The 18,771-nt window shown below is 70.5% G+C and carries 20 protein-coding genes and 1 pseudogene; 15 read left to right on the top strand and 6 right to left on the bottom strand.

Annotation, left to right across the window (positions count from 1 at the left end; translation table 11 throughout):
- The first annotated feature begins 77 nt into the window (after positions 1 to 77).
- The 5 genes from OG714_RS17080 (at position 78) to OG714_RS17060 (ending at position 5,196) form a co-directional block, all read left to right on the top strand.
- Positions 78 to 1,325 (top strand): Ig-like domain-containing protein, encoded by a 1,248-nt coding sequence (locus OG714_RS17080; protein ID WP_406121918.1) that lies wholly within the window; start codon positions 78 to 80, stop codon positions 1,323 to 1,325.
- A 107-nt stretch (positions 1,326 to 1,432) separates the two neighbouring features.
- Positions 1,433 to 2,200 (top strand): enoyl-CoA hydratase/isomerase family protein, encoded by a 768-nt coding sequence (locus tag OG714_RS17075; protein ID WP_406121917.1) that lies wholly within the window; start codon positions 1,433 to 1,435, stop codon positions 2,198 to 2,200.
- Between the two features lie 307 nt (positions 2,201 to 2,507).
- Positions 2,508 to 3,011 carry an anti-sigma regulatory factor gene (locus tag OG714_RS17070; protein ID WP_033282803.1) on the top strand — a complete coding sequence of 168 codons (504 nt, stop codon included), beginning with the start codon at positions 2,508 to 2,510 and terminating at the stop codon, positions 3,009 to 3,011.
- A gap of 197 nt (positions 3,012 to 3,208) precedes the next feature.
- The gene (locus OG714_RS17065) at positions 3,209 to 4,000 is read left to right on the top strand and encodes a polysaccharide deacetylase family protein (RefSeq protein WP_406121915.1); all 792 of its coding nucleotides are present in this window, start codon (positions 3,209 to 3,211) and stop codon (positions 3,998 to 4,000) included.
- Positions 4,000 to 5,196, top strand: coding sequence for a hypothetical protein (locus OG714_RS17060; RefSeq protein ID WP_406121913.1), 1,197 nt, complete (start codon positions 4,000 to 4,002; stop codon positions 5,194 to 5,196). The genes OG714_RS17065 and OG714_RS17060 overlap by 1 nt, the downstream gene beginning before the upstream one ends.
- Positions 5,197 to 5,229: 33 nt before the next feature.
- Here OG714_RS17060 and OG714_RS17055 read toward each other — a convergent pair whose 3' ends face one another.
- Complete coding sequence (locus OG714_RS17055; protein ID WP_406121911.1) at positions 5,230 to 5,865, bottom strand: GNAT family N-acetyltransferase; 636 nt, start codon at positions 5,863 to 5,865, stop codon at positions 5,230 to 5,232.
- A gap of 57 nt (positions 5,866 to 5,922) precedes the next feature.
- Between OG714_RS17055 and OG714_RS17050 the strand changes: the two genes are divergently transcribed.
- Positions 5,923 to 6,840 (top strand): MerR family transcriptional regulator, encoded by a 918-nt coding sequence (locus OG714_RS17050; RefSeq protein WP_406121910.1) that lies wholly within the window; start codon positions 5,923 to 5,925, stop codon positions 6,838 to 6,840.
- Between the two features lie 48 nt (positions 6,841 to 6,888).
- The gene (locus tag OG714_RS17045; RefSeq protein ID WP_019060883.1) at positions 6,889 to 7,101 is read left to right on the top strand and encodes an EF-hand domain-containing protein; all 213 of its coding nucleotides are present in this window, start codon (positions 6,889 to 6,891) and stop codon (positions 7,099 to 7,101) included.
- A gap of 66 nt (positions 7,102 to 7,167) precedes the next feature.
- Here the strand turns inward: OG714_RS17045 and OG714_RS17040 are convergent.
- Positions 7,168 to 7,365: pseudogene (locus tag OG714_RS17040) on the bottom strand (ABC transporter ATP-binding protein); the annotation flags it as partial.
- A 217-nt stretch (positions 7,366 to 7,582) separates the two neighbouring features.
- Here OG714_RS17040 and OG714_RS17035 point away from each other — a divergent pair.
- The gene (locus tag OG714_RS17035; RefSeq protein ID WP_406121907.1) at positions 7,583 to 8,242 is read left to right on the top strand and encodes an NADPH-dependent F420 reductase; all 660 of its coding nucleotides are present in this window, start codon (positions 7,583 to 7,585) and stop codon (positions 8,240 to 8,242) included.
- A 68-nt stretch (positions 8,243 to 8,310) separates the two neighbouring features.
- On the opposite strand, the gene OG714_RS17030 is transcribed toward OG714_RS17035, so the two are convergent.
- Both OG714_RS17030 and OG714_RS17025 read right to left on the bottom strand, forming a co-directional pair.
- Positions 8,311 to 8,868, bottom strand: a complete 558-nt coding sequence (locus OG714_RS17030) for a glycoside hydrolase family 25 protein (protein WP_406121905.1) — start codon at positions 8,866 to 8,868, stop codon at positions 8,311 to 8,313.
- 35 nt (positions 8,869 to 8,903) lie between these two features.
- On the bottom strand, positions 8,904 to 9,944 hold the full coding sequence (locus tag OG714_RS17025) for a phosphatidylinositol-specific phospholipase C domain-containing protein (protein ID WP_406121903.1): 1,041 nt from the start codon (positions 9,942 to 9,944) through the stop codon (positions 8,904 to 8,906).
- 84 nt (positions 9,945 to 10,028) lie between these two features.
- On the opposite strand from OG714_RS17025, the gene OG714_RS17020 reads away from it, so the two are divergent.
- From OG714_RS17020 to OG714_RS17005, 4 genes are read left to right on the top strand one after another with little or no spacing between them, the layout of a single operon-like run.
- A complete protein-coding gene (locus tag OG714_RS17020; RefSeq protein WP_406131852.1) occupies positions 10,029 to 10,997 on the top strand; it encodes an LLM class flavin-dependent oxidoreductase in 969 nt (322 codons plus the stop codon).
- Positions 10,916 to 12,397: a streptophobe family protein gene (locus tag OG714_RS17015; RefSeq protein WP_406131851.1), complete on the top strand. Its 1,482-nt coding sequence runs from the start codon at positions 10,916 to 10,918 to the stop codon at positions 12,395 to 12,397. Before OG714_RS17020 ends, OG714_RS17015 begins: the two co-directional genes overlap by 82 nt.
- Positions 12,384 to 13,130, top strand: a complete 747-nt coding sequence (locus tag OG714_RS17010) for a response regulator transcription factor (protein WP_406121902.1) — start codon at positions 12,384 to 12,386, stop codon at positions 13,128 to 13,130. Before OG714_RS17015 ends, OG714_RS17010 begins: the two co-directional genes overlap by 14 nt.
- Entirely contained in the window at positions 13,127 to 14,698 is a 1,572-nt protein-coding gene (locus tag OG714_RS17005; RefSeq protein ID WP_406121900.1) for a sensor histidine kinase, read from the top strand. The genes OG714_RS17010 and OG714_RS17005 overlap by 4 nt, the downstream gene beginning before the upstream one ends.
- On the opposite strand, the gene OG714_RS17000 is transcribed toward OG714_RS17005, so the two are convergent.
- The gene (locus tag OG714_RS17000; RefSeq protein ID WP_406121899.1) at positions 14,640 to 15,587 is read right to left on the bottom strand and encodes an aminoglycoside phosphotransferase family protein; all 948 of its coding nucleotides are present in this window, start codon (positions 15,585 to 15,587) and stop codon (positions 14,640 to 14,642) included. The two genes, OG714_RS17005 and OG714_RS17000, sit on opposite strands and share 59 nt — an antisense overlap.
- Positions 15,588 to 15,788: 201 nt before the next feature.
- Here OG714_RS17000 and OG714_RS16995 point away from each other — a divergent pair, with 201 nt between their 5' ends.
- The 3 genes from OG714_RS16995 (at position 15,789) to OG714_RS16985 (ending at position 17,492) form a co-directional block, all read left to right on the top strand.
- Complete coding sequence (locus OG714_RS16995; RefSeq protein ID WP_406121897.1) at positions 15,789 to 16,625, top strand: HAD family hydrolase; 837 nt, start codon at positions 15,789 to 15,791, stop codon at positions 16,623 to 16,625.
- Positions 16,626 to 16,794: 169 nt separating this feature from the next.
- The gene (locus OG714_RS16990) at positions 16,795 to 17,151 is read left to right on the top strand and encodes a PRC-barrel domain-containing protein (protein WP_406121896.1); all 357 of its coding nucleotides are present in this window, start codon (positions 16,795 to 16,797) and stop codon (positions 17,149 to 17,151) included.
- Between the two features lie 53 nt (positions 17,152 to 17,204).
- Entirely contained in the window at positions 17,205 to 17,492 is a 288-nt protein-coding gene (locus tag OG714_RS16985) for a hypothetical protein (protein ID WP_406121894.1), read from the top strand.
- 4 nt (positions 17,493 to 17,496) lie between these two features.
- Here the strand turns inward: OG714_RS16985 and OG714_RS16980 are convergent, their stop codons facing one another.
- A complete protein-coding gene (locus OG714_RS16980; RefSeq protein ID WP_406121892.1) occupies positions 17,497 to 18,708 on the bottom strand; it encodes a N(5)-(carboxyethyl)ornithine synthase in 1,212 nt (403 codons plus the stop codon).
- Between the last annotated feature and the right edge of the window lie 63 nt (positions 18,709 to 18,771).

Below are 18,771 nucleotides of genomic sequence, written 5' to 3'. Positions count from 1 at the left end.
GGTTAATATGCGCGGATGCGCACGTCAGATGCGCTGGGGTGTGCGGGCCGGACCAGGCCCGGCGAGGGGAGAAAGTCTTGAACGTGCGACCGATATCGGGGGCGTCGGGGGACGCGCGCGGCCGGAGGAACAAGGGGCTGCTGGCGTTGATCCTCGGCGTACTGCTGCTCGCCGTCACCGCGTGCGGGGGCGGCGGCGGTTCCGACTCCGGGTCCGGCTCCAGCGACAGCAAGGCCAAGGGGTCGGACACGGCCGAGACCAAGCAGTCGCAGGCGGTCGTCACCATCGCCCCCAAGAACGGCTCGAAGTCCGTCGACACCAGCGGCGCCCTCAAGATCAGCGCCGCGAAGGGCAAGTTGACCGAGGTCGAGGTCAAGGACTCCGACGGCGCCAAGGTCTCCGGCGCGATCACCGGCGGCGGCGCGAGCTGGACGCCGGCGACGCATCTCGCGGCCTCCACCAAGTACACCGTGCACGCGGTCGCCAAGGACTCCGACGGCCGGGTCGCCGCCGAGGACTCCAGCTTCACCACGCTGACCCCGAAGAACACCTTCATCGGTGACTTCACCCCGGAGGACGGCTCCACGGTCGGCGTCGGGATGCCGTTCTCGGTCAACTTCACCCGGGGCATCACGCACCCCGACGACGTGAAGAAGGCCATCACCATCACGACCGTGCCGGCCGTCGACGTCGAGGGTCACTGGTTCGGCAACGACCGCCTCGACTTCCGCCCCGAGAACTACTGGAAGTCCGGCACCAAGGTCACCGTCAAGCTCAACCTCGACGGCGTCGAAGGCCGTTCGGGCGTCTACGGCAAGCAGTCCAAGACGGTCTCCTTCACCATCGGCCGCAACCAGGTCTCCGTGGTCGACGCCAAGAAGCACACCATGAAGGTCACCCAGGACGGCAAGACCATCAGGACCATCCCGGTCACCACCGGCAAGCCCGGCTACGACACGTGGAACGGCCAGATGGTCATGAGCCAGAAGCTCGAAGTGACCCGGATGAACGGTGAAACGGTCGGCTACGGCGGCGAGTACGACATCAAGGACGTCCCGCACGCCATCCGCCTCACCACCTCCGGCACCTTCATCCACGGCAACTACTGGGGCGGCGGCGCCTTCGGCAACTACAACGCCAGCCACGGCTGCGTCGGTCTCCAGGACGTCAAGGGCGGTTACAGCGGCAGCGTTCCGGCCGCCTGGTTCTACAACCACTCGATGATCGGTGACGTGGTCGTCGTCAAGCACTCCAACGACGCGACCGTGGCGCCGGACAACGGGCTCAACGGCTGGAACATGTCGTGGGCCAAGTGGAAGGCGTAAGCCTCCGGTCGGCGGTCGTTGTCGGCAGTCATTAGTTGATGTACGGGCCCGGTGCTGTGACACACAGCACCGGGCCCGTTGTCGTTAGCGCGCGTTAACCTGCCCTCATGACCGTGAATCTCGAAGTCGCCGAGGGCGTCGGCACCATCCGCCTCGACCGCCCGCCCATGAACGCGCTGGACGTCGCCACCCAGGACCGCCTCAAGGAACTCGCCGAGGAGGCGAGCCGTCGTGATGACGTGCGCGCTGTGGTGGTCTACGGCGGGGAGAAGGTGTTCGCGGCCGGCGCGGACATCAAGGAGATGCAGCGTATGGACCATGCGGCGATGGTCGTACGGTCGCGGGCGTTGCAGGAGTCGTTCACGGCGGTGGCCCGTATTCCGAAGCCGGTGGTGGCTGCGATCACGGGCTATGCGCTGGGTGGGGGTTGTGAGTTGGCGTTGTGCGCGGACTTCCGGATCGCGGCGGACAACGCGAAGTTGGGGCAGCCGGAGATTCTGCTGGGGCTGATTCCGGGTGCGGGCGGCACGCAGCGGCTGGCGCGGCTGATCGGTCCGTCGAAGGCGAAGGACCTGATCTTCACGGGTCGGATGGTCAGGGCGGACGAGGCGTTGGCGCTGGGGCTCGTCGACCGACTCGCCCCCGCCGCCGAGGTGTTCACCGAAGCGCATGCGTGGGCGGCGAAGTTGGCGCAGGGTCCGGCGATCGCGTTGCGTGCGGCGAAGGAAGCGATCGACACGGGGTTGGAGACGGACATCGAGACCGGGCTCGCGGTCGAACGCACGTGGTTCGCGGGGCTGTTCGCGACCGAGGACCGTGAGCGGGGGATGCGGAGCTTCGTCGAAGAGGGCCCTGGCAAGGCGAAGTTCCTCTGAACCGGACCGTCAACCCGGGTGTACTGGACCGTCAAATACCGCTCAACCACTTGCAATTGACGTGATGTCTCATACGGGTCCCTCGGTGAGGCGGTTTATGGGAACCTTAACGTGACCTTAAGCCTGCCTTGTCGAGGGAGCCTGGCGATTGCCTCCAACAGAGCCTTCACCGCAGGTCGGAGGGGCTGTGACAAGCCCTGCAATGCCATTGGCACATGCCAATCGGATGTCGCGGAACGGGGGCTTCCGGGGGGCGTATTCCTCCGGAACCGCCCCGGAGCCCGTTCGGGGCCGCCATGATGGACGCATGGCGGGGCTGGAAGGTATCGGACAGCCGCGGGGACAAGGCCGTGCGACCGCGGCGCGCTGGTCGCCTGCGGTCGAGGACGAGCGGGCGCTCAAGGCGATCGAGTTGTTCGGCAATCCGACGGAGGCGGAAGTTCCGCTCCCGTCCCGTCCGGAGTCCGCCGCGACGGCCCGCCGGCTCACCCAGATCGTCGTTCTGCGGCACTGGGGGCTCAGTCCGAAACTGACCGAGGATGCCGTCTTACTTGTCTCGGAGCTCGTCGGAAATGCCGTACGGCACACCGGCGCCCGGGTGTTCGGGCTGCGGATGAAGCGGCGGCGGGGCTGGATCCGGGTCGAGGTTCGGGATCCCTCGCGTGGGTTGCCGTGTCTGATGCCGGTACAGGAGATGGACCTGAGTGGACGGGGGCTGTTCCTCGTCGACAAGCTCTCCGATCGGTGGGGCGTCGATCTGCTGCCGCGTGGGAAGACGACGTGGTTCGAGATGCGGGTCTCTGATCGCTGAGCGGGCTGTTGTGACGCCGCGGTAGGTTGTCGGTTTTCCGCGGCGCCGTCGTGGCTGGTCGCGCCCACGCGGCGGAGCCGCAAATCGACACAGCCCCGCGCCCCTTCGGGTGCTGTTGTGAACCCTCGTTCCAGGCGCGACCCGTGTGGGTCCCCCGAACGGGTTAATGCCCCGGTTTCTTACTCGGCGCCCCTTAAATGGGGCGGGTGACCACGACCGACCGCCGTACGGCGTTGCGTGCGGGTGCCGGGCTCGTCGCCGGGGGCGCTCTCGCCGCCGGATGTGCCACGACCGGCTCCACCGCATCCCCCGCCGCCCCCGCCAGCGGACCGGCCCCCGCCGCCAAGGCGACGCCGCTCACCGCCCCCGCCCCCCGCGCCTTCCCCCACCAGCCCGCGCAGATCACCCACGGACCCCGCGACCACCCCAGGATCGCGCTCACCTTCCACGGCCAGGGCGACCCCGAGATCGCCACCGCGCTCCTCACCGAGGCCGAGAGACACGGCGCCCGCGTCACCGTCCTCGCCGTCGGGACCTGGCTCGACACCCACCCCGGGATGGCCCGCCGCATCCTCGACGGCGGCCACGACCTCGGCAACCACACCCAGCGGCACATCGCCGTCAACACCCTGTCCGAGGCCGACGCGCTGGCCGAGATCACCGGCTGTGCCGACCGCCTCAAGCGGCTCACCGGCTCGATCGGCACCTGGTTCAGGCCCTCGCGCGCCCCGGCCGCGTCCCCGCTCGTCCAGCGCCTGGCCCACCGCGTGGGCTACCCGCACGTGCTGTCCTACGACGTCGACTCCCTCGACTTCACCGCGCCCGGCGCCCCCGCCGTCACCCGCAAGGTGCGCGCCGAGGTCCGCGACGGGTCGGTCGTCAGCATGCACTTCGGGTACGCCGACACGGTCGCCGCGCTCCCCGCCGTACTGGAAGAACTCGACCGCCGCGGACTGCGCGCGGTGACGACCACGGAGCTGCTGAGCTGATGCGACACATCCCCCTCACCCGCGCCGCCCGCGTCCTGGTCGGCGGCGCCGCGCTCGCCGCGCTGGCCGCCCTCGCCGGCTGCGGATCGCAGGACCACGCCGACGAGGCCCTCGGCACCCAGGCCGCGCCGCCGCCGCAGCAGGAGAAGAAGGCGCAGGTCGCGCGGGCGCTGCCCGGTATGCCGCCGGTGCTCGACCCGGCCGACGTGTACGCGGCCGACCGGCCCAACCAACTCTCCCCGGTGGTACGGGACTTCCCGTCCCGGGTCTACGTCCCCAACACCAACGCCAACACGGTCTCGGTGATCGACCCGAGGACGTACAAGGTCGTCGAGACCATCCCGGTCGGCGCGCAGCCCCAACACGTCGTCCCTTCCTGGGACTTGAAGACGCTGTGGGTCAACAACGACCGGGGCAACACCCTCACCCCGATCGACCCGCGAACGGGCAGGGCCGGCAAGCCCGTCGACGTGCACGACCCGTACAACCTGTACTTCACGCCCAACGGGAAGTACGCGATCGTCATGGCCTCGCTGGACCGGCAGTTGGTGTTCCGGGACGCGCACACGATGAAGACCGTGAAGGCCGTGCCGGTCAGCTGCTACGGCGTCAACCACGCCGACTTCTCCCCGGACGGGCGGTACTTCGTCGTCTCCTGCGAGTTCAGCGGCGAACTGCTCAAGGTCGACACCGAGAAGATGAAGGTCATCGGTCAGCAGAAGCTCCCGTTCCACGGCTCGATGCCGCAGGACGTCAAGATCTCGCCGGACGGCAGGAAGTTCTACATCGCCGACATGATGGCCAACGGCATGTGGGTCCTGGACGGCGACACCTTCGCCAAGCCGGACTTCCTGCCCACCGGCAAGGGCTGCCACGGCCTGTACATCAGCCGGGACTCGCGCGAGATGTACATCTCCAACCGGGGCGAAGGCACCATCTCCATCTTCGACTTCACGAAGAACAAGCTGACGAAGAAATGGCACCTCCCGAACGGCGGCAGCCCCGACATGGGCGGCGTCTCGGCCGACGGCAAGGTCCTGTGGCTGTCCGGCCGCTACAACTCCGAGGTCTACGCCATCGACACCCGCACCGGCACCCAGCTCGCCCGCATCAAGGTCGGCGGGGGGCCGCACGGTCTCGCGGTGTACCCGCAGCCGGGGCGCTACTCGCTGGGCCACACCGGCATCTTCCGCTGAGACCCGCCGCGTTTCATCCGGTACAAGTACGGCCTATCGGGCGCTGAGCAGCACCGCCTCCGACCCCACCGGGCGGTAGCCCGCCGCCAGGAACGCCCGCATGCTGCGGGCGTTCCCCGGCGCGACCTGCGCCCACAGCGGCTCGGTGGTGAGGTGCCGGGCGGCGGCCACCAGCGCGCGCCCCAGCCCCCGGTGTCGTACGTCCTCGTCGATCTCCACGGAGACCTCAAGGCGGCCCCCGACCCCGCGGCCCAGCACCAGCACACCGCCGTCCGTCGTCCAGGCGCGCACGTCGTCGCGGCGGCCGCGGGCGTACACGATCCGTGGATGGTCGCCGTCCGTGATCTCCCGCAGGGGGAGCGGGGGTTGGCCCGGCAGCGGGGAACCCACGAGCATCGCGTCGATCGTCTCCGCCCTGCGGCCCGTCCGCTCCAGCAGGGCCATCAGGAAATACGGGTTCATCGGCGCCGCGAGCGCGTCGCACGGCACGGCGGCGAGGGTGTCGTGGACCCACCGCGGATCCTCGTCGAGGAAGACGACCGCGTGCGCGGTGAAGGCGAGCACTCCCGCGTCCCGTTCGGACGTCTGCGGTACGACGGTCACGCGGCCGTCCGCCGGCGGGAGGTCGTCCCGGGCCACCGCGTCGAGAATGTCCCTGAGAGTCTCCATCACCAAGCTCCTCGCGCCGCTTGAGTCTCCACCCACTGGAAGGCCCACACTCCAGACATGATCGACGACGGCACCGGACTCCTCACCATCGGGGAACTGGCCAGGTCCACCGGACTGACCGTGCGCACCATCCGCTACTGGTCCGACGAGGGCGTCCTCACCCCGGTCACCCGCTCCGCGGGCGGCTATCGGCTCTACGACGCCGAGTGCGCCGCCCGCCTCGAACTGATCCGTACCCTGCGCGAGTTGGGCCTCGGTCTGGACGACGTGCGCAAGGTGCTGGCCGGTGAGAAGACGGTCGCCGAGGTGGCCGCCGCGCATGTCGTGGCGCTGGACGCGCAGATCCGTTCGCTGCGGGTGACCCGTGCGGTGCTGTCGACCGTCGCGAGACGCGGCTCGACCGCGGAGGAGATGACGTTGATGAACAAGCTGGCACGGCTGTCGGCGGCCGAACGCAGGCGGATCATGGAGGAGTTCGTGGAGGAACTGTTCCACGACCTCGACGCCGTTGATCCGTGCATCAAGGAGCGGATGCGCTCCATCGCGGTGGACCTGCCGGACGACCCGACCCCCGAACAGGTCGACGCCTGGGTGGAGTTGGCGGAGATGGTGCAGGACCCGGAGTTCCGCGCGCAGATGCGCAAGGCCGTCGAGTTCAATGCCTCGGACCAGGAGCGCGCCGCCGTCCGCGGGCGGTCCACCTGGTTCCCCATGCGGCTGGTGCAGCTGGGTGCGGAGGCCAGGCAGCGGGGGATCGCCCCCGAGTCGCCGGAGGCGGAGGTGATCCTGCGGGAGGTGCTGGGCGACGGCGGCGACCCGGCCGTCGTACTCGAACGGATGGAGTCGGCGTCCAACGAACGGCTCGCCCGGTACCGGGAGTTGCTGGCCACGGTGAAGGGCGGGGAGCCCGCGGCGGCGCACCGGCCGGAGTTCGCGTGGGTGGTCGCCGCGCTGCGGGCTCGCGCGGCCGGTTAGTCTGACGTCCGTCAACAGGCAGTAAAGCGTTACGAAGGGGCGGATCCGGTGGCGGACATCGAGGAAGCACGCAAGCATTTCCAGCGGATCGACACGGACGGTGACGGCTTCATCACCGCGGCCGAGTTCAAGACCGCCCTGGCTCAGGGAGGCGACTGGAACGTCACCGAGACGGTCGCCGAGGCCATCATCAAGAGCCGGGACCTCAATGGGGACAAGGTCCTGTCGTTCGACGAGTTCTGGGCCCACCTGAACAAGTGACCCGACCGGCCGGAAGGGGCGCCCGTCCTACCGTGGACGGGCGCCCCTTCCGTCATGTCCGGCGGGTCATGTCCGGTAGCCGCGTCTGATCCGTACGCTCCAGCGGTCCTCGTGCCGCTCCAGGACCAGCGGCAGGCCGAAGCACTTGCCGACCTGGTCACTGGTGAGCACGTCGGCCGCCGGGCCCTGTGCGAGGGGGCGGCCGTCGCGCAGGAGCAGGGCGTGGGTGGTGCCGACGGGCAGTTCCTCCAGGTGGTGGGAGACGGCGGCGGAGGTGCTTCGGGCGGAGTCGGAGGATCCGTTCGGGGAGCAGGTTCCGGGGCGGTCGGCCGTTTGTCCGTCGTTCGCCGTCGCCGTTGCCTGTCGCTCGTGTACTTGTCACTCGTCTGGCGGAGGACTCGGAATAGGCGATGGCCGCCCGGGGTTGTGGCCATCCAGAAGCATGCGCGTGCATGAATTCGGGATCGGCGAAGGGTCTGTCATGAAGATCGGCATCATCGGCGCGGGCAACATCGGCGGCAACCTCACGCGGCGGCTCACCGCACTCGGCCACGACGTCTCCGTCGCCAACTCGCGCGGCCCGCAGACGCTCACCGCGCTGGCCGAGGAGACGGGGGCGACCCCCGTACCGGTCGAGGAGGCGGCGAACGGGGCCGAGGTCGTCGTGGTCACCGTCCCCTTGAAGGCGGTCCCGAGCCTGCCCAAGGGCTTCCTCGACGGCGCGGCGGAGAACGTCGCGGTCATCGACACCGGGAACTACTACCCCGCGCGTGACGGCCGGATCGCCGCGATCCTCGACGAGGGCCTCACCGAGAGCCGCTGGACCGCGCGGCAGATCGGCCACACCGTGATCAAGGCCTTCAACGGCACCTACGCCCAGGACATCCTGGACCGCCCCCGCCCGGCCGGCGCCCCCGACCGCCTCGCCCTCCCGGTGGCCGGCGACGACGAGGCGGCGAAGCGTGTGGTCCGCGCCCTGATCAACGACCTCGGCTTCGACACGGTGGACGCGGGCAGCCTCGACGAGTCCTGGCGGCAGCAGCCGGAGACGCCGGTGTACGGGCTGCGGGAGGGTGTCGACGGGATCGTGAAGGGGCTGGCGGAGGCTTCGCCGGAGCGGACCGGGGACTTCAAGGGCTGAGGGGCCGGCTCACCCGACCGCTCACTCGACGGCTCGCACCACTGCTCACCCGACGGCTCGCACGGCCATCAGGCGTCCTTCGCCCACGTCTGCAAGGACGCCTTGGCCGTGAAGTCGGCGACGTCCTTGTCGTGGGGGTCGGACGTGTACTGGTGGAAGGTCCAGTCCGCCTTGATGCGGGGCTTGCCGGCTGTCGTGTAGTCGGCGATCCACAGGCCGTCGCCCGCGTAGGAGGTCTTGTCGAGGGTCAGCCAGAAGCTGCGGTTGCAGTAGAGGAGGACCCGGTTGTTCGGGCGGAGGGCCTTCACCTTGCGGATGAAGCTGTCCTTCTCCGCGTTCGTGGCGTGGGTGCCGTCGCCCGTGGTCTCCCAGTCGACGGCCAGCAAGTCGCCTGCCTTTTCGGGGGCCTTGCTGACGAAGTACTCCGCCTGGGCCGTGATGTCGCCCGGCCAGAGGAAGTGGTAGAAACCGACGACCAGTCCCGCGTCACGGCCCGTCTTCGTCTGCGCGGTGAGTCTCGGGTTGACGTACGAGCGGCCCTCCGTCGCCTTGATGAAGACGAAGGAGGAGCCGTCCGTGTCGTACGCGGTGGACTGGAACGCGCTTACGTCGATGCCATGCAACATGGGGGACTTGTGCCCCGTCCCCAGGATCCGGAACCTCAGGTTCTGGTGGCCACCGACGACAGGACCGACGCCGACTTCGACGACCAGTCAGAAGTGATCACGCTTGCGTGATCCGCTGCCAGTAGTGCCAGTTTGGCGGCGACTTCCGCGTCCGTGGGGGCGGTCGAGGAGATCGCCGGGGCCACCGCGTACGCGTCCGTCATGATCAGGATGTAGTGGTTCGTGGAGTAGAACGACGTGTCGTAGCCGTTGTTGACGTAGGTCGCCGCGTCACCGTCGAAGAAGATGAACCACGGGCGGATCGAGGTGTCCGACGTCCAACGGCTCGCCCTGGGGTCGCCGTTCGCCGCGCCCAGCACCGCCGGGAAGGCCTGCGCCTGCGCGATCGTGCCGGCCGCGTACAGGTCGCGCAGATGGTCGCCGTACTCCTGGTCCGTCCAGTAGCTGTCGAACGGGTTGGACTGCTCGACCGTGCCGGGGATCAGTTCGAAGATGAACTTGCCCTTGAGGTCGTCGCGGGACGGCCACGCGTTCGCCTTCGCCGCCGCGTCGAGCGTGGAGTACGAGGAGCCGAGCAGGTCGGAGGGCTTGTAGACGCTGCTGCCGAGCTTCTGTGAGACCAGGGTGTCGAACGCGGTCGGGCCGAGGCCGATGGTCTGGTTGAAGCCCACCTTCATCTCCACCTTGATGATGATGGGCGCGTGGTCCGGGTGCAGGGTGTTCCAGGCGGCCATGTTGTCGAGGCAGCTGCCGAGGTCCTGGTTGCGGTCCTTGCTGTACAGATCGGCGGGGGTGCTCGCGTACTCGCAGTTGTTGTCGTTGGAGAGCAGGTCGCTGTGGCTGACGCGCCACCGCTTGCTCAAACTGTCGACGTAGACGTCCAGTTCGAGCAGTGAGGCCCCGGAGTCCAACGCCTGCGCCCAGTACGTGTACTTGTCCTTCTCGTACGCGTTGTGCGTCCCGATCGTCGTCGTCTCGGAGAACTTCGCCGCCGCCGCATGGGCGTTGCCCGCGGCCCCCGTCAGCAGCAGGGCCGTCGCGCCGAGCAGCGCGGCCAGCCGTCTTATCGCCTTCATGGGTCAAGTCCCCTTCACCGTGGCCTCGTTGGAGCCTTGTTGGCGGCAGCAGCGTAGGGGGAAGCGGTTACTGCCCGGTAGCCCCTGGGGGAACTTCGGCTTCCGCAGGGCCCGCTTCTTACCTGTCTTACCTGTCGGACCCGTTGGACCCGTTGGACCCGCCTGGTCCGTGATCCGCTGCGCCTCGCCGAGGAGTTGGCGGTCCTCGACAACATCAGCCGGGGGCGCGTCGACCTGATCGTCGCGGGCGGGTATGTGCGCGAGGAGTTCGCCATGTTCGACGTGCCGATGAAGGAGCGGGCCAAGCGGGTCACCGAGGTGGTGACCACCCTCAAGTCGGCTTTCGCGGGGGAGCCGTTCAGCTACCGGGGCCGTACGGTGCGCGTCACGCCGGCGCGCCGGGCCGCCTGGATCGCCGACGGGTTCGTCCCCTCCGTGCCCGAGGTGTGGGAGTACTACCGCGACGAGGTCGGTGAGTTGGGCCGCCCCGACCCCGGGCCCAGCCCGATCGGGCCGAACCAGGTGGTGGCCCTCGCCGAGGATCCCGACGAGGGCGGGGAGCGGATGGCCCCGTTCTTCCTGCACGAGACCAACGCCTACGGCGAGTGGCAGGCCCAGGACGACGTGGCCGCGCCCTTCCGCACGGCCGACGGACTGGCGGAACTGCGGCGCGTCTGGGAACTTCCTGGGAACCCGGTCGGCCGTGCGCCGCCCCGCGCCGGTGACCTGCGCCCGTTCCGCGCCGACTCTCAGAAACCTCCCAGAACCTCTCCGGAACCCGGCAATCGCGTACGCCACCTTGTGCGGACGACGTCCCCGAAACGCTCCGGAGGGTTCCCGCGATGCCTGCCTCTGCCTCTACGACCGCAAGGTCCCGCCCTGTTTCCCGTCCTGCCTCGGTGGCCCTGCCGGACGGCCTGGGAGCGAGCGCCCTCGAAGGGGCGGCGGCCGCGCTGTGCGGGCTCGTCGCGATGGCCGCCGTGGCGTGGCTCGCGCTGTGGCTGCTGGGGGCGGGTTCGGTGGGATCGCCGGGCACGATGGCAATGGCCTTGACCGCCATGGCGGTTGGCGGATCGGTGAGTGCCGGGTCGGTCAACTCCGGCGCGAACACTGGCGGTTCGGGATCGCTGGGTTCGATGCTGTCCGGGCTCTTCGGCGGGGGCGGGATGAGCCCGTCGATGAGCGGGGCGGCCTCGGTCATGCCGCTCGGGGTGACGCTGGCCGGGTCCGTGGTGCTGTGGCTGGTGTTCTCGCGGCGACTGCGGCAACGGCCGGTCACCGCAAGTGAGTTGGGCGCCCGGGCCGCAGGTGCCGGAGCGGCGGCGCTGGTCGCCTTCGTGCTCGTCGCCACCCTCGCGCACGGGACGTTCAGCATGCCCGCGTCGGCGATGAGCAAGGGGCTCGGCGGTGGAGGGCAGAGCGCCGGGACGAGCGGTGCCGGCAGTGGCGCGACGGGCGCGCTGGGCGGAATGTTCGGCGGTGGTGGCGGCAGCGCTTCGGCGCAGGACACGACGATGTCGTACGACGTCCATGTCGGCGCGACCGCGTTCGGCGCGCTGGTGTGGGTGGCCGTGGTGCTCGCGCTGGGGTGCCTGGTCGGCCGGCGGGTGCGGGTGCCGTTGGGCGGCGCGGTGGACCGGGTGCGGCCCGGGTGGGCGCCGAGTCTCTCGGCCGTCCTGCGCGCGCTCCTGGTCCTGGTCGCCGTACCGACGGCGCTGTTGACGTTCGTGGGAGCGGTGACCGGTGGGCGGGTCGGGACGGTGGCCGGTGGGGTGCTGCTGGCGGCGCCGAACGCGCTGGCCGTCCTGTTGACGCTGGGCGTGGGCGCGCCGTGGACGGCCGCGACGCACCCCGTGCAGAGCCAGGGCGGCAATCCGCTCGCCTCGCTGATGGGCGCCCTGGGCGGCGGACAGCAGACCGCCGCCGCGCAGCGGACGGACCGTACCGAACACCTCGGGAGTCTGTCGGCCGGAGGCTGGCCGCTGTGGCCCGCGGCGCTCGCGGTGACCGCCGTCATCCTGCTGACCTGCGCTTATGCGGCCGCCCGGAACACGGTCCCGGCGCACACCCGCCCGCTGCACCGCTACGACGGCCCGCTGGCCCGGCACCTCGGGATGGCCGAGCGGTTCGGCCTCGTCACGGCGGTCGTCCTGGGCTCGGCGGCCTGGCTGGCCGGGGCGTCCGGGAACTTCGGCGTCAGCATGTTCGGCAGTGAGATGGGCGGCACGCGGGCCGAGCTGAGCGGCAGCGTGCTGTGGACGGTGGTGTTCGGGCTGCTCGCCGGAGGCGTGGCCGGATTCCTGGGCAGCCTGCTGCGCACAGCGGACCTTTACGGAGGAATGACGTCCCCCCGCCGTATCCTCGCGCGCAAGTCCCCGTCGGCCGCGTCCTCGCACACCCCGGCGCCGGGAACCGGTCCCGGCCCCCTGGAGGCACCCCTTGGCGACCATTGAGCGGGCGGGACCGCACCTGTCCCGGCCCACCACGACGGACGTGAACCTGCTGGTCGTCGACGACGAACCGACCGTACGGGAGCTGCTGTGCGCGGCGCTGCGGCACGCCGGTTTCACGGTCGCCTCGGCGGCCACCGGGCAGGAGGCGCTGGACGGGGCCCGTGACGTGTCGCCTGATCTGGTCCTGCTGGACGTGATGCTGCCCGACATGGACGGCTTCGAGGTGATCCGGCGGCTGCGCGAGCAGCGGGGTGCGGACTCGCGCGCGGGGCACATCCCGGTCGTGTTCCTCACCGCCCGCGACGCCACCCAGGACAAGATCGAGGGGCTGCTCCTGGGCGGCGACGACTACGTCACCAAGCCCTTCGACCTCCAGGAACTGATCGCCCGGATCGGCGCGGTGCTGCGCCGCACGAGCGGCGACCCCTCGGCGCTGCTGCGGGTCGCCGACCTCGAACTCGACCCGGAGGGCGTCCAGACGACCCGCGCGGGCGAGCCGATACGGCTCTCACCGACCGAATTCCGGCTGCTGCACTACCTGATGACCAACGCCGGGCGCACGGTCGGCAAGGCGCAGATCCTCGGGCGGGTGTGGGAGTACGACTTCGGCGGCGACACCGGCATCGTCGACACGTACATCAGCTATCTGCGCCGGAAGCTGGACAACGGCGGGCCGAAGCTGATCCACACGGTGCACGGAGTCGGGTACGTCCTGCGCGGGCCGCGGGCATGAGCACCAACTCCTTCCGGCCGCGCGTCCTTTGGGCGCGGGCCTCGCTGCGGAGCCGGGTGCTGCTCATTGCCGTGGTGCTGCTGACGGCCGGGTTCACCGCGTTCAGCCTGGTCACCGGGAACGCCCTGCGCGCGTACATGGTGGACCGCGTGGATGCCCAACTCCGGGCCTCCGCCAAGGTGTTCGCCCTGCTCCCGCCGACCGTGGCGAAGACCGGGGCCGACGGGAGACCGCCGGCCGGTCTCACCGACTTCAGCACGGAGGTGCTGGGCAACCCCGTCATCACGTACGTGGACGAGGACGGCGCCGTCGAGAGCAGCATCGACTCGCTCGCCGGTCCGAAACGCACCGAGGACGCGTCGGGGCCGGACCTGCCCAGGCTGGACGCGCCCGCCGTCACCGCCCGCGCGGGCAAGCCGTTCACCGTGGCCGGTACTTCGGGTGACGCCCGGTGGCGGTCGATCGTCGTGCCCCGGGTGCCCCGTGCCACGCTGGCGGGCGGTGGTGCGGGCGGCAGCGTGGTCGTGTCGGCGTCGATGAGCCAGGTGGACGGCACGGTGGACCGGATGTGGCACATCTACGAGACCACCGGGCTCGGGCTGCTCGTCGTCCTGGGTCTTGCCGGGTGGTTCGCGGTGCGTTCCGGGCTGCGCCCGCTGACCCGTATCGAGCAGACGGCGGCCGAGATCGCGGCCGGTGACCTGTCCCGCCGCGTCCCCGAACTGGCGGGCCCGCACACGGAGATGGGCCGTCTCGCCACCGCCCTGAACGGCATGCTCGCCCAGGTGGAGACCGCGTTCGCCGCGCGTGCCGAGTCCGAGGCGCGGATGACCCGCTTCGTCGCCGACGCCAGCCACGAGCTGCGCACCCCGCTGGCCGGCATCAAGGGCCTCACGGATCTGCACCGCATGGGCGCGGTCTCCGACCGGGAGGACATCGACGCCACGATGGCCCGCATCGCGCGGGAGTCGGACCGCCTCGCCCGGCTGGTGGAGGACATGCTGCTGCTGGCGCGCTTCGACGAGCACAGCCTGGGAACCACCGGCGAGCCGGGCCCGGCCCTCGAACTGGCCCCCACGGACCTGCGCACCCTCGCCGCCGACGCCCTGCACGACGTACGGGCCCTGGACGCGGCCCGCCCGGTCGCCCTCACAGGCCCGGACGGCGTCGGCGCCCCCGCCTCGGCTCCCGCCCTGGCCGACGAGGCCCGGCTGCGCCAGGTCGTGACCAACCTCGTCGGCAACGCGGTCGCCCACACCCCGCCCGGCACCGCGATCCGCATCGGTGTGGGCACGCTCGGCGAGGACGCGGTCCTGGAGGTGGCGGACGAGGGGCCGGGGCTCACCCCGGCCCAGACCGCCCACATCTTCGAACGCTTCTACCGTGCCGACACGTCTCGTACGCGCGCCACCGGTGGCGCCGGGCTGGGGCTGGCCATCGTCGACTCCCTGGTCGGTGCGCACGCGGGTCGGGTCGAGGTCGACTCGGCGCCCGGGCGGGGGGCGACCTTCAGAGTCCGGCTGCCGCTTCATTCCGAACTGCGGGCGCCCGCCGGTCTGTTGGGGTGACACCCGCGTGCTCGGTGAGGACCTCGGTGAGCTGGCGGGTGGTCTGCCGGGCGACGCGGGGTTCGGTGGCCGCGTAACTCGTGTACGCGTTCAGGGCGGTGGTCATGGCCCAGCCCATGCCGCGCGTCCAGGTGGCGTCGTCCAGGCCGAGCGCGGTGCGGAAGCGCGGGCGGGTCGTGGTGGACAACAGGGTGTAGGCGACGACCAGATCACAGGCGGGGTCGCCCATGCTCAGCCCGCCGAAGTCGATGACGGCGGAGATACGGCCGTCGACGGTGAGCAGGTTGCCCGTGTGGAAGTCCCCGTGGCACCAGACCGGTTCGCGGTCCCAGGCGGGGGCGTCGAGCGCGTTGTCCCAGATCTCGGTCAGGGCGGCGGTGTCGAAGACGCCGGCCACGGCCTCGATCGCCGCCCGGGTGTCGCGGTCGCGGGTGGCCAACGGCGGGCGGGTCAGCTCGGGGTGGGGGCCGGGGCGCAGCGTGCCGGCGGCGGGGACGCGCTGCAACGTCCGTAGGAAGTCGGCGAGTTGATCTGCGGCCAGGTCGGGGTCGGCGAGGCCCTCCACGGTCGCCGTCGTTCCGTCCAGCCAGCGGGTGACGGACCAGTGCCACGCGTAGCCGCGGCCGGGTGCGCCGAGCGCGAGCGGTTCCGGGACGGCCAGGGGCAGTTGGGGTGCGAGGAGGGGGAGCCAGGTGTGTGCCTTGGCGGCCTCGCCGTCGGCCCAGTCGCTGCGGGGCAGTCGTACGGACATGGTGTCGCCGAGGCGGTGGATGACGTGGTCCGAACCGGCGGGTTCCACGAGAACCAGGGGGAGTCGGGACCAGTGCGGGAACTGCTCGGTGAGCAGGGCGCGGACGAGTGCGGGGTCGCTGGCGGGGGCGATGGTCATCTCTCCCTTTCGTGTCCTCCTGGGCGAGGACGACGCCGACCGGCCCACCGGGCGGGTGATCGGGCCACTCTACCGAGCGGGCCGGACCTGCATAGGGTGATCGTGTCGGCCCCGTGGTCGCCGTACGCGAACCACCCACCCCCATCGGGGAGTTACCGGCCGGCCCACCCCGGCAGAACATCTCGCGGCGAGGAGCCACGCATGACGCGGACGACCAGCAGCGGTGTTCGGCCCCGGCTCGTCGCCACCGACCTCGACGGGACCGTCGTGCGCGAGGACGGCACCGTCTCCGCCCGCACCGTCGAGGCCTTCGCCCGAGTCCGGGACGCGGGCGCCGAGTTCGTGTTCGCCACCGGGCGGCCGCCTCGCCAGATGGACCCCATCGCGGACGCCTTCGGCGCGTTCGGGACGGCGATCTGTTCCAACGGGGCGTTCCTCTACGACATGGGCACCCGAACCGTCGTGGCGGAGCAGGCCATCGACCCGCGCACCCTCGCCGAGACCGTCCGTCGGCTCCGGGCGGCGATCCCGGGCCTCGGCCTCGCGGTGGAGTACGCCGACGAACTCCACGGCGACGACCTCTACGAGGCCGGGGCCTGGGACGACGACATCACCGTCCGGCGTCCCGGCGAGGCCGGCCTGTGGGACCGCCCGGCGCCCAAACTGGTCGGCCGGCACCCGCACTTGACCGCCGACGAGCTGCTCGCCCTCGCCGCCCCCGCACTGGCCGACCTGGTCACCGTCTACCACTCCAACGGCGAGCGACTGGTCGAGGCCATCGCCCTGGGCGTGAGCAAGGCCCATGCCCTACGGCGGTTCGCGGCCGACCGCGGCATCACCGCCGCCGAGACGATGGCCTTCGGCGACATGCCCAACGACCTCCCGATGCTGGCCTGGGCGGGCATGCCGTACGCCGTCGCCAACGCGCACCCGAGTGTGCTGGACGCGGTCGCCCAGGTCACGCTCTCCCTCGACGAGGACGGGGTGGCACGGGTGATCGAGCGCCACTTTCCGGGCGGGCCGTCCGTCGGCCGGTGACGCCGGGGTGCCGCTCCCGGGAGGCCCGCGGTGTGCGTCCTGATTCTCGCGCCGACCTGGCTGAATAGGACCTGGCAGGGCGGGAAGCCGTGGTGATGTGCGCCGAGATCGACCGATTGTGGCGGCAGTGGGCCGCCACCGGTGGGCGAGCCGTTCGAAGGAGAAGGTCATGATTCGCATCGCCGATGTCCGGGAGTGGCGGGAGCGTGACGTCGTGGATGCGGAGTCGCACAAGATCGGTGTGCTGGAGGCCGTGTACGTGGACACCGCCACCGACGAGCCGGCCATGGCCACGGTCCGGGTCGGACTGCCCACGCGGCACCGGCTGGTCTTCGTCCCGCTGGACCACGCGATCGTGGGTCCGGACTACGTCAAGGTCGGGTATCCCAAGGCGCTGGTGAAGCTGGCCCCCTCGATCGGCACGGACGACGTACTGCCCGCCGAGCAGGAGGAAGGCGTCTTCAAGCACTACGGCCTGCCGTACCAGCCGGGTGCCGGCGGCGAGCGCCAACTGGCCCGCCGTTGACGGCACCGGACGCCGAGAGGTTTCAACTCGGCGTTCCGGGCCATCCGTTGAACATGTCCAGACGCTACGGCGGAAGCCCCGCGGGGACGGTCATCTCCGTCATCGCGGACATCGCGGCACTGATCCTGATCCTGTGGATCGCTCTCTATCTGTTCAACGCCAACGGCGCGAACAGCTCGGTCGACTGGGTCCACGACGCGGCCAACTGGCTGTCGGGCTGGTCGCACAACCTGTTCACCATCCACTCGGCGGACTGGCGCACCGTGGTCAACTACGGCCTGCCCGCCCTCGTCTATCTCTTCATCGGCCACGCGGTGGCCACCGGGGTCAACCGGAGCTAGACCACTAGACCGGCACCGGACCACCAACTGCCTTGCCGTCAGGCCGCCTTACCTCATGACCTTCGGGCCTTTGTGCCTCGGGGGCGTGCGGGTAGGCGGCCGACCGGTGCTGGAAGGAGAGGATCTTCGAGTTCTGGACGACACCGTCCCGGATCTCGATGGCCTTCCGTACCGTGACGTCGTCGTCCCACGCGCCGGGGCCGCTCATGACCGTACCCAGATACGGCAGGAGCGCCTCGCTGATCTCCCAGGTCGCGGAGTTCCACAGGTGGGACGGGCTGTGGTCCACGGCGTAGTAGTGGCAGCCCGGTCCGACCGTGGACATCGGGTCGCCGAAGCCGCTCGGCCGGGCCCAGGCGAAGCCCATGCCCTCGTCGCAGGCCACGTCGATGAAGAAGGTCCCCGGCTGGAACAGCGCGAGTTCCTCGTTGTTGACGAACATGAGCGGCGCGTCGGTGTCCTGGAGCACGCAGTTGACGACGATGTCGAACCCGGCGAGGTACTGCGCGAGCGGGACGGGCCCGAGCCCGGTGACCGCCTGGAGGCGCGTCGGGTCGTCCTCCTGCTCCTCGAAGTGCCCCATCACGACCGACGGCATCGGCGACGCCACGGCCGCCGCGGCGCGCTGTGTGAGCACCGTGACGTCGGAGACGCCCATCGCGCCCAGGCCCGTGACCGCGCCGCGTGCCGTGGCGCCGAAGCTTATGACCACCGCGCGCAGCCGGCGGCCGTAGCTCCCGGTCAGCCCGCCGAGCTGGAGGGCGTGCAGCACCGAGCAGTAGCCGGCGAGCTCGTTGTTCTTGTGGAAGACGTGGACGCTGAAGGCGCCCGTGGACGTCCAGTGGTTCATGGCCTCCCAGGCGATCAGGGTCAGCCGTCGGTCGATGCCGATCTGCGTCGTCTTCTCGTCCTGCACGCAGTGCGGCCAGCCCCACAGCACCTGGCCCTCGCGCAGCTCGGCGAGGTCCTCGTGCATGGGCTTGGGCAGCAGCATGATGTCGCACTCGGCGACCAGGCGCTCACGGGAACGGAGTCCGCCGACGAGGGGGCGCAGCGCGTCGTCGGCGATGCCGAACCTTTCGCCGTAGCCCTGTTCGAGGAAGATTCGTTCCCGGATGTCCGGGGCGATCCGGTCGAGGTGGCGGGGGTGCAGCGGCAGACGGAACTCGTTCTCCTTGCGGGAGGAGTGCAGTACTCCGAGACTCATCAGGCTCATGTGGGGCGGCTCTTCTCCGGCCGGACGCGATGCGATCCGGCGTTGCCGTTCCCCGAGGGCGAC

The organism is Streptomyces sp. NBC_00989 (assembly GCF_045162655.1).
GTDB lineage: Bacteria > Actinomycetota > Actinomycetes > Streptomycetales > Streptomycetaceae > Streptomyces.
This window is presented reverse-complemented; position numbering and strand designations above follow the sequence as displayed.

Bases quoted from the DNA above. Each gene is read 5' to 3' on its own strand.
- OG714_RS17075 (WP_406121917.1), top strand. From the start codon at position 1,433: ATGACCGTGAATCTCGAAGTCGCCGAGGGCGTCGGCACCATCCGCCTC.
- OG714_RS17070 (WP_033282803.1), top strand. From the start codon at position 2,508: ATGGCGGGGCTGGAAGGTATCGGACAGCCGCGGGGACAAGGCCGTGCG.
- OG714_RS17065 (WP_406121915.1), top strand. From the start codon at position 3,209: ATGGGGCGGGTGACCACGACCGACCGCCGTACGGCGTTGCGTGCGGGT.
- OG714_RS17060 (WP_406121913.1), top strand. From the start codon at position 4,000: ATGCGACACATCCCCCTCACCCGCGCCGCCCGCGTCCTGGTCGGCGGC.
- OG714_RS17055 (WP_406121911.1), bottom strand. From the start codon at position 5,865: ATGGAGACTCTCAGGGACATTCTCGACGCGGTGGCCCGGGACGACCTC.
- OG714_RS17050 (WP_406121910.1), top strand. From the start codon at position 5,923: ATGATCGACGACGGCACCGGACTCCTCACCATCGGGGAACTGGCCAGG.
- OG714_RS17035 (WP_406121907.1), top strand. From the start codon at position 7,583: ATGAAGATCGGCATCATCGGCGCGGGCAACATCGGCGGCAACCTCACG.
- OG714_RS17030 (WP_406121905.1), bottom strand. From the start codon at position 8,868: ATGTTGCATGGCATCGACGTAAGCGCGTTCCAGTCCACCGCGTACGAC.
- OG714_RS17025 (WP_406121903.1), bottom strand. From the start codon at position 9,944: ATGAAGGCGATAAGACGGCTGGCCGCGCTGCTCGGCGCGACGGCCCTG.
- OG714_RS17015 (WP_406131851.1), top strand. From the start codon at position 10,916: ATGGCCGCCGTGGCGTGGCTCGCGCTGTGGCTGCTGGGGGCGGGTTCG.
- OG714_RS17005 (WP_406121900.1), top strand. From the start codon at position 13,127: ATGAGCACCAACTCCTTCCGGCCGCGCGTCCTTTGGGCGCGGGCCTCG.
- OG714_RS17000 (WP_406121899.1), bottom strand. From the start codon at position 15,587: ATGACCATCGCCCCCGCCAGCGACCCCGCACTCGTCCGCGCCCTGCTC.
- OG714_RS16995 (WP_406121897.1), top strand. From the start codon at position 15,789: ATGACGCGGACGACCAGCAGCGGTGTTCGGCCCCGGCTCGTCGCCACC.
- OG714_RS16990 (WP_406121896.1), top strand. From the start codon at position 16,795: ATGATTCGCATCGCCGATGTCCGGGAGTGGCGGGAGCGTGACGTCGTG.
- OG714_RS16985 (WP_406121894.1), top strand. From the start codon at position 17,205: ATGTCCAGACGCTACGGCGGAAGCCCCGCGGGGACGGTCATCTCCGTC.
- OG714_RS16980 (WP_406121892.1), bottom strand. From the start codon at position 18,708: ATGAGCCTGATGAGTCTCGGAGTACTGCACTCCTCCCGCAAGGAGAAC.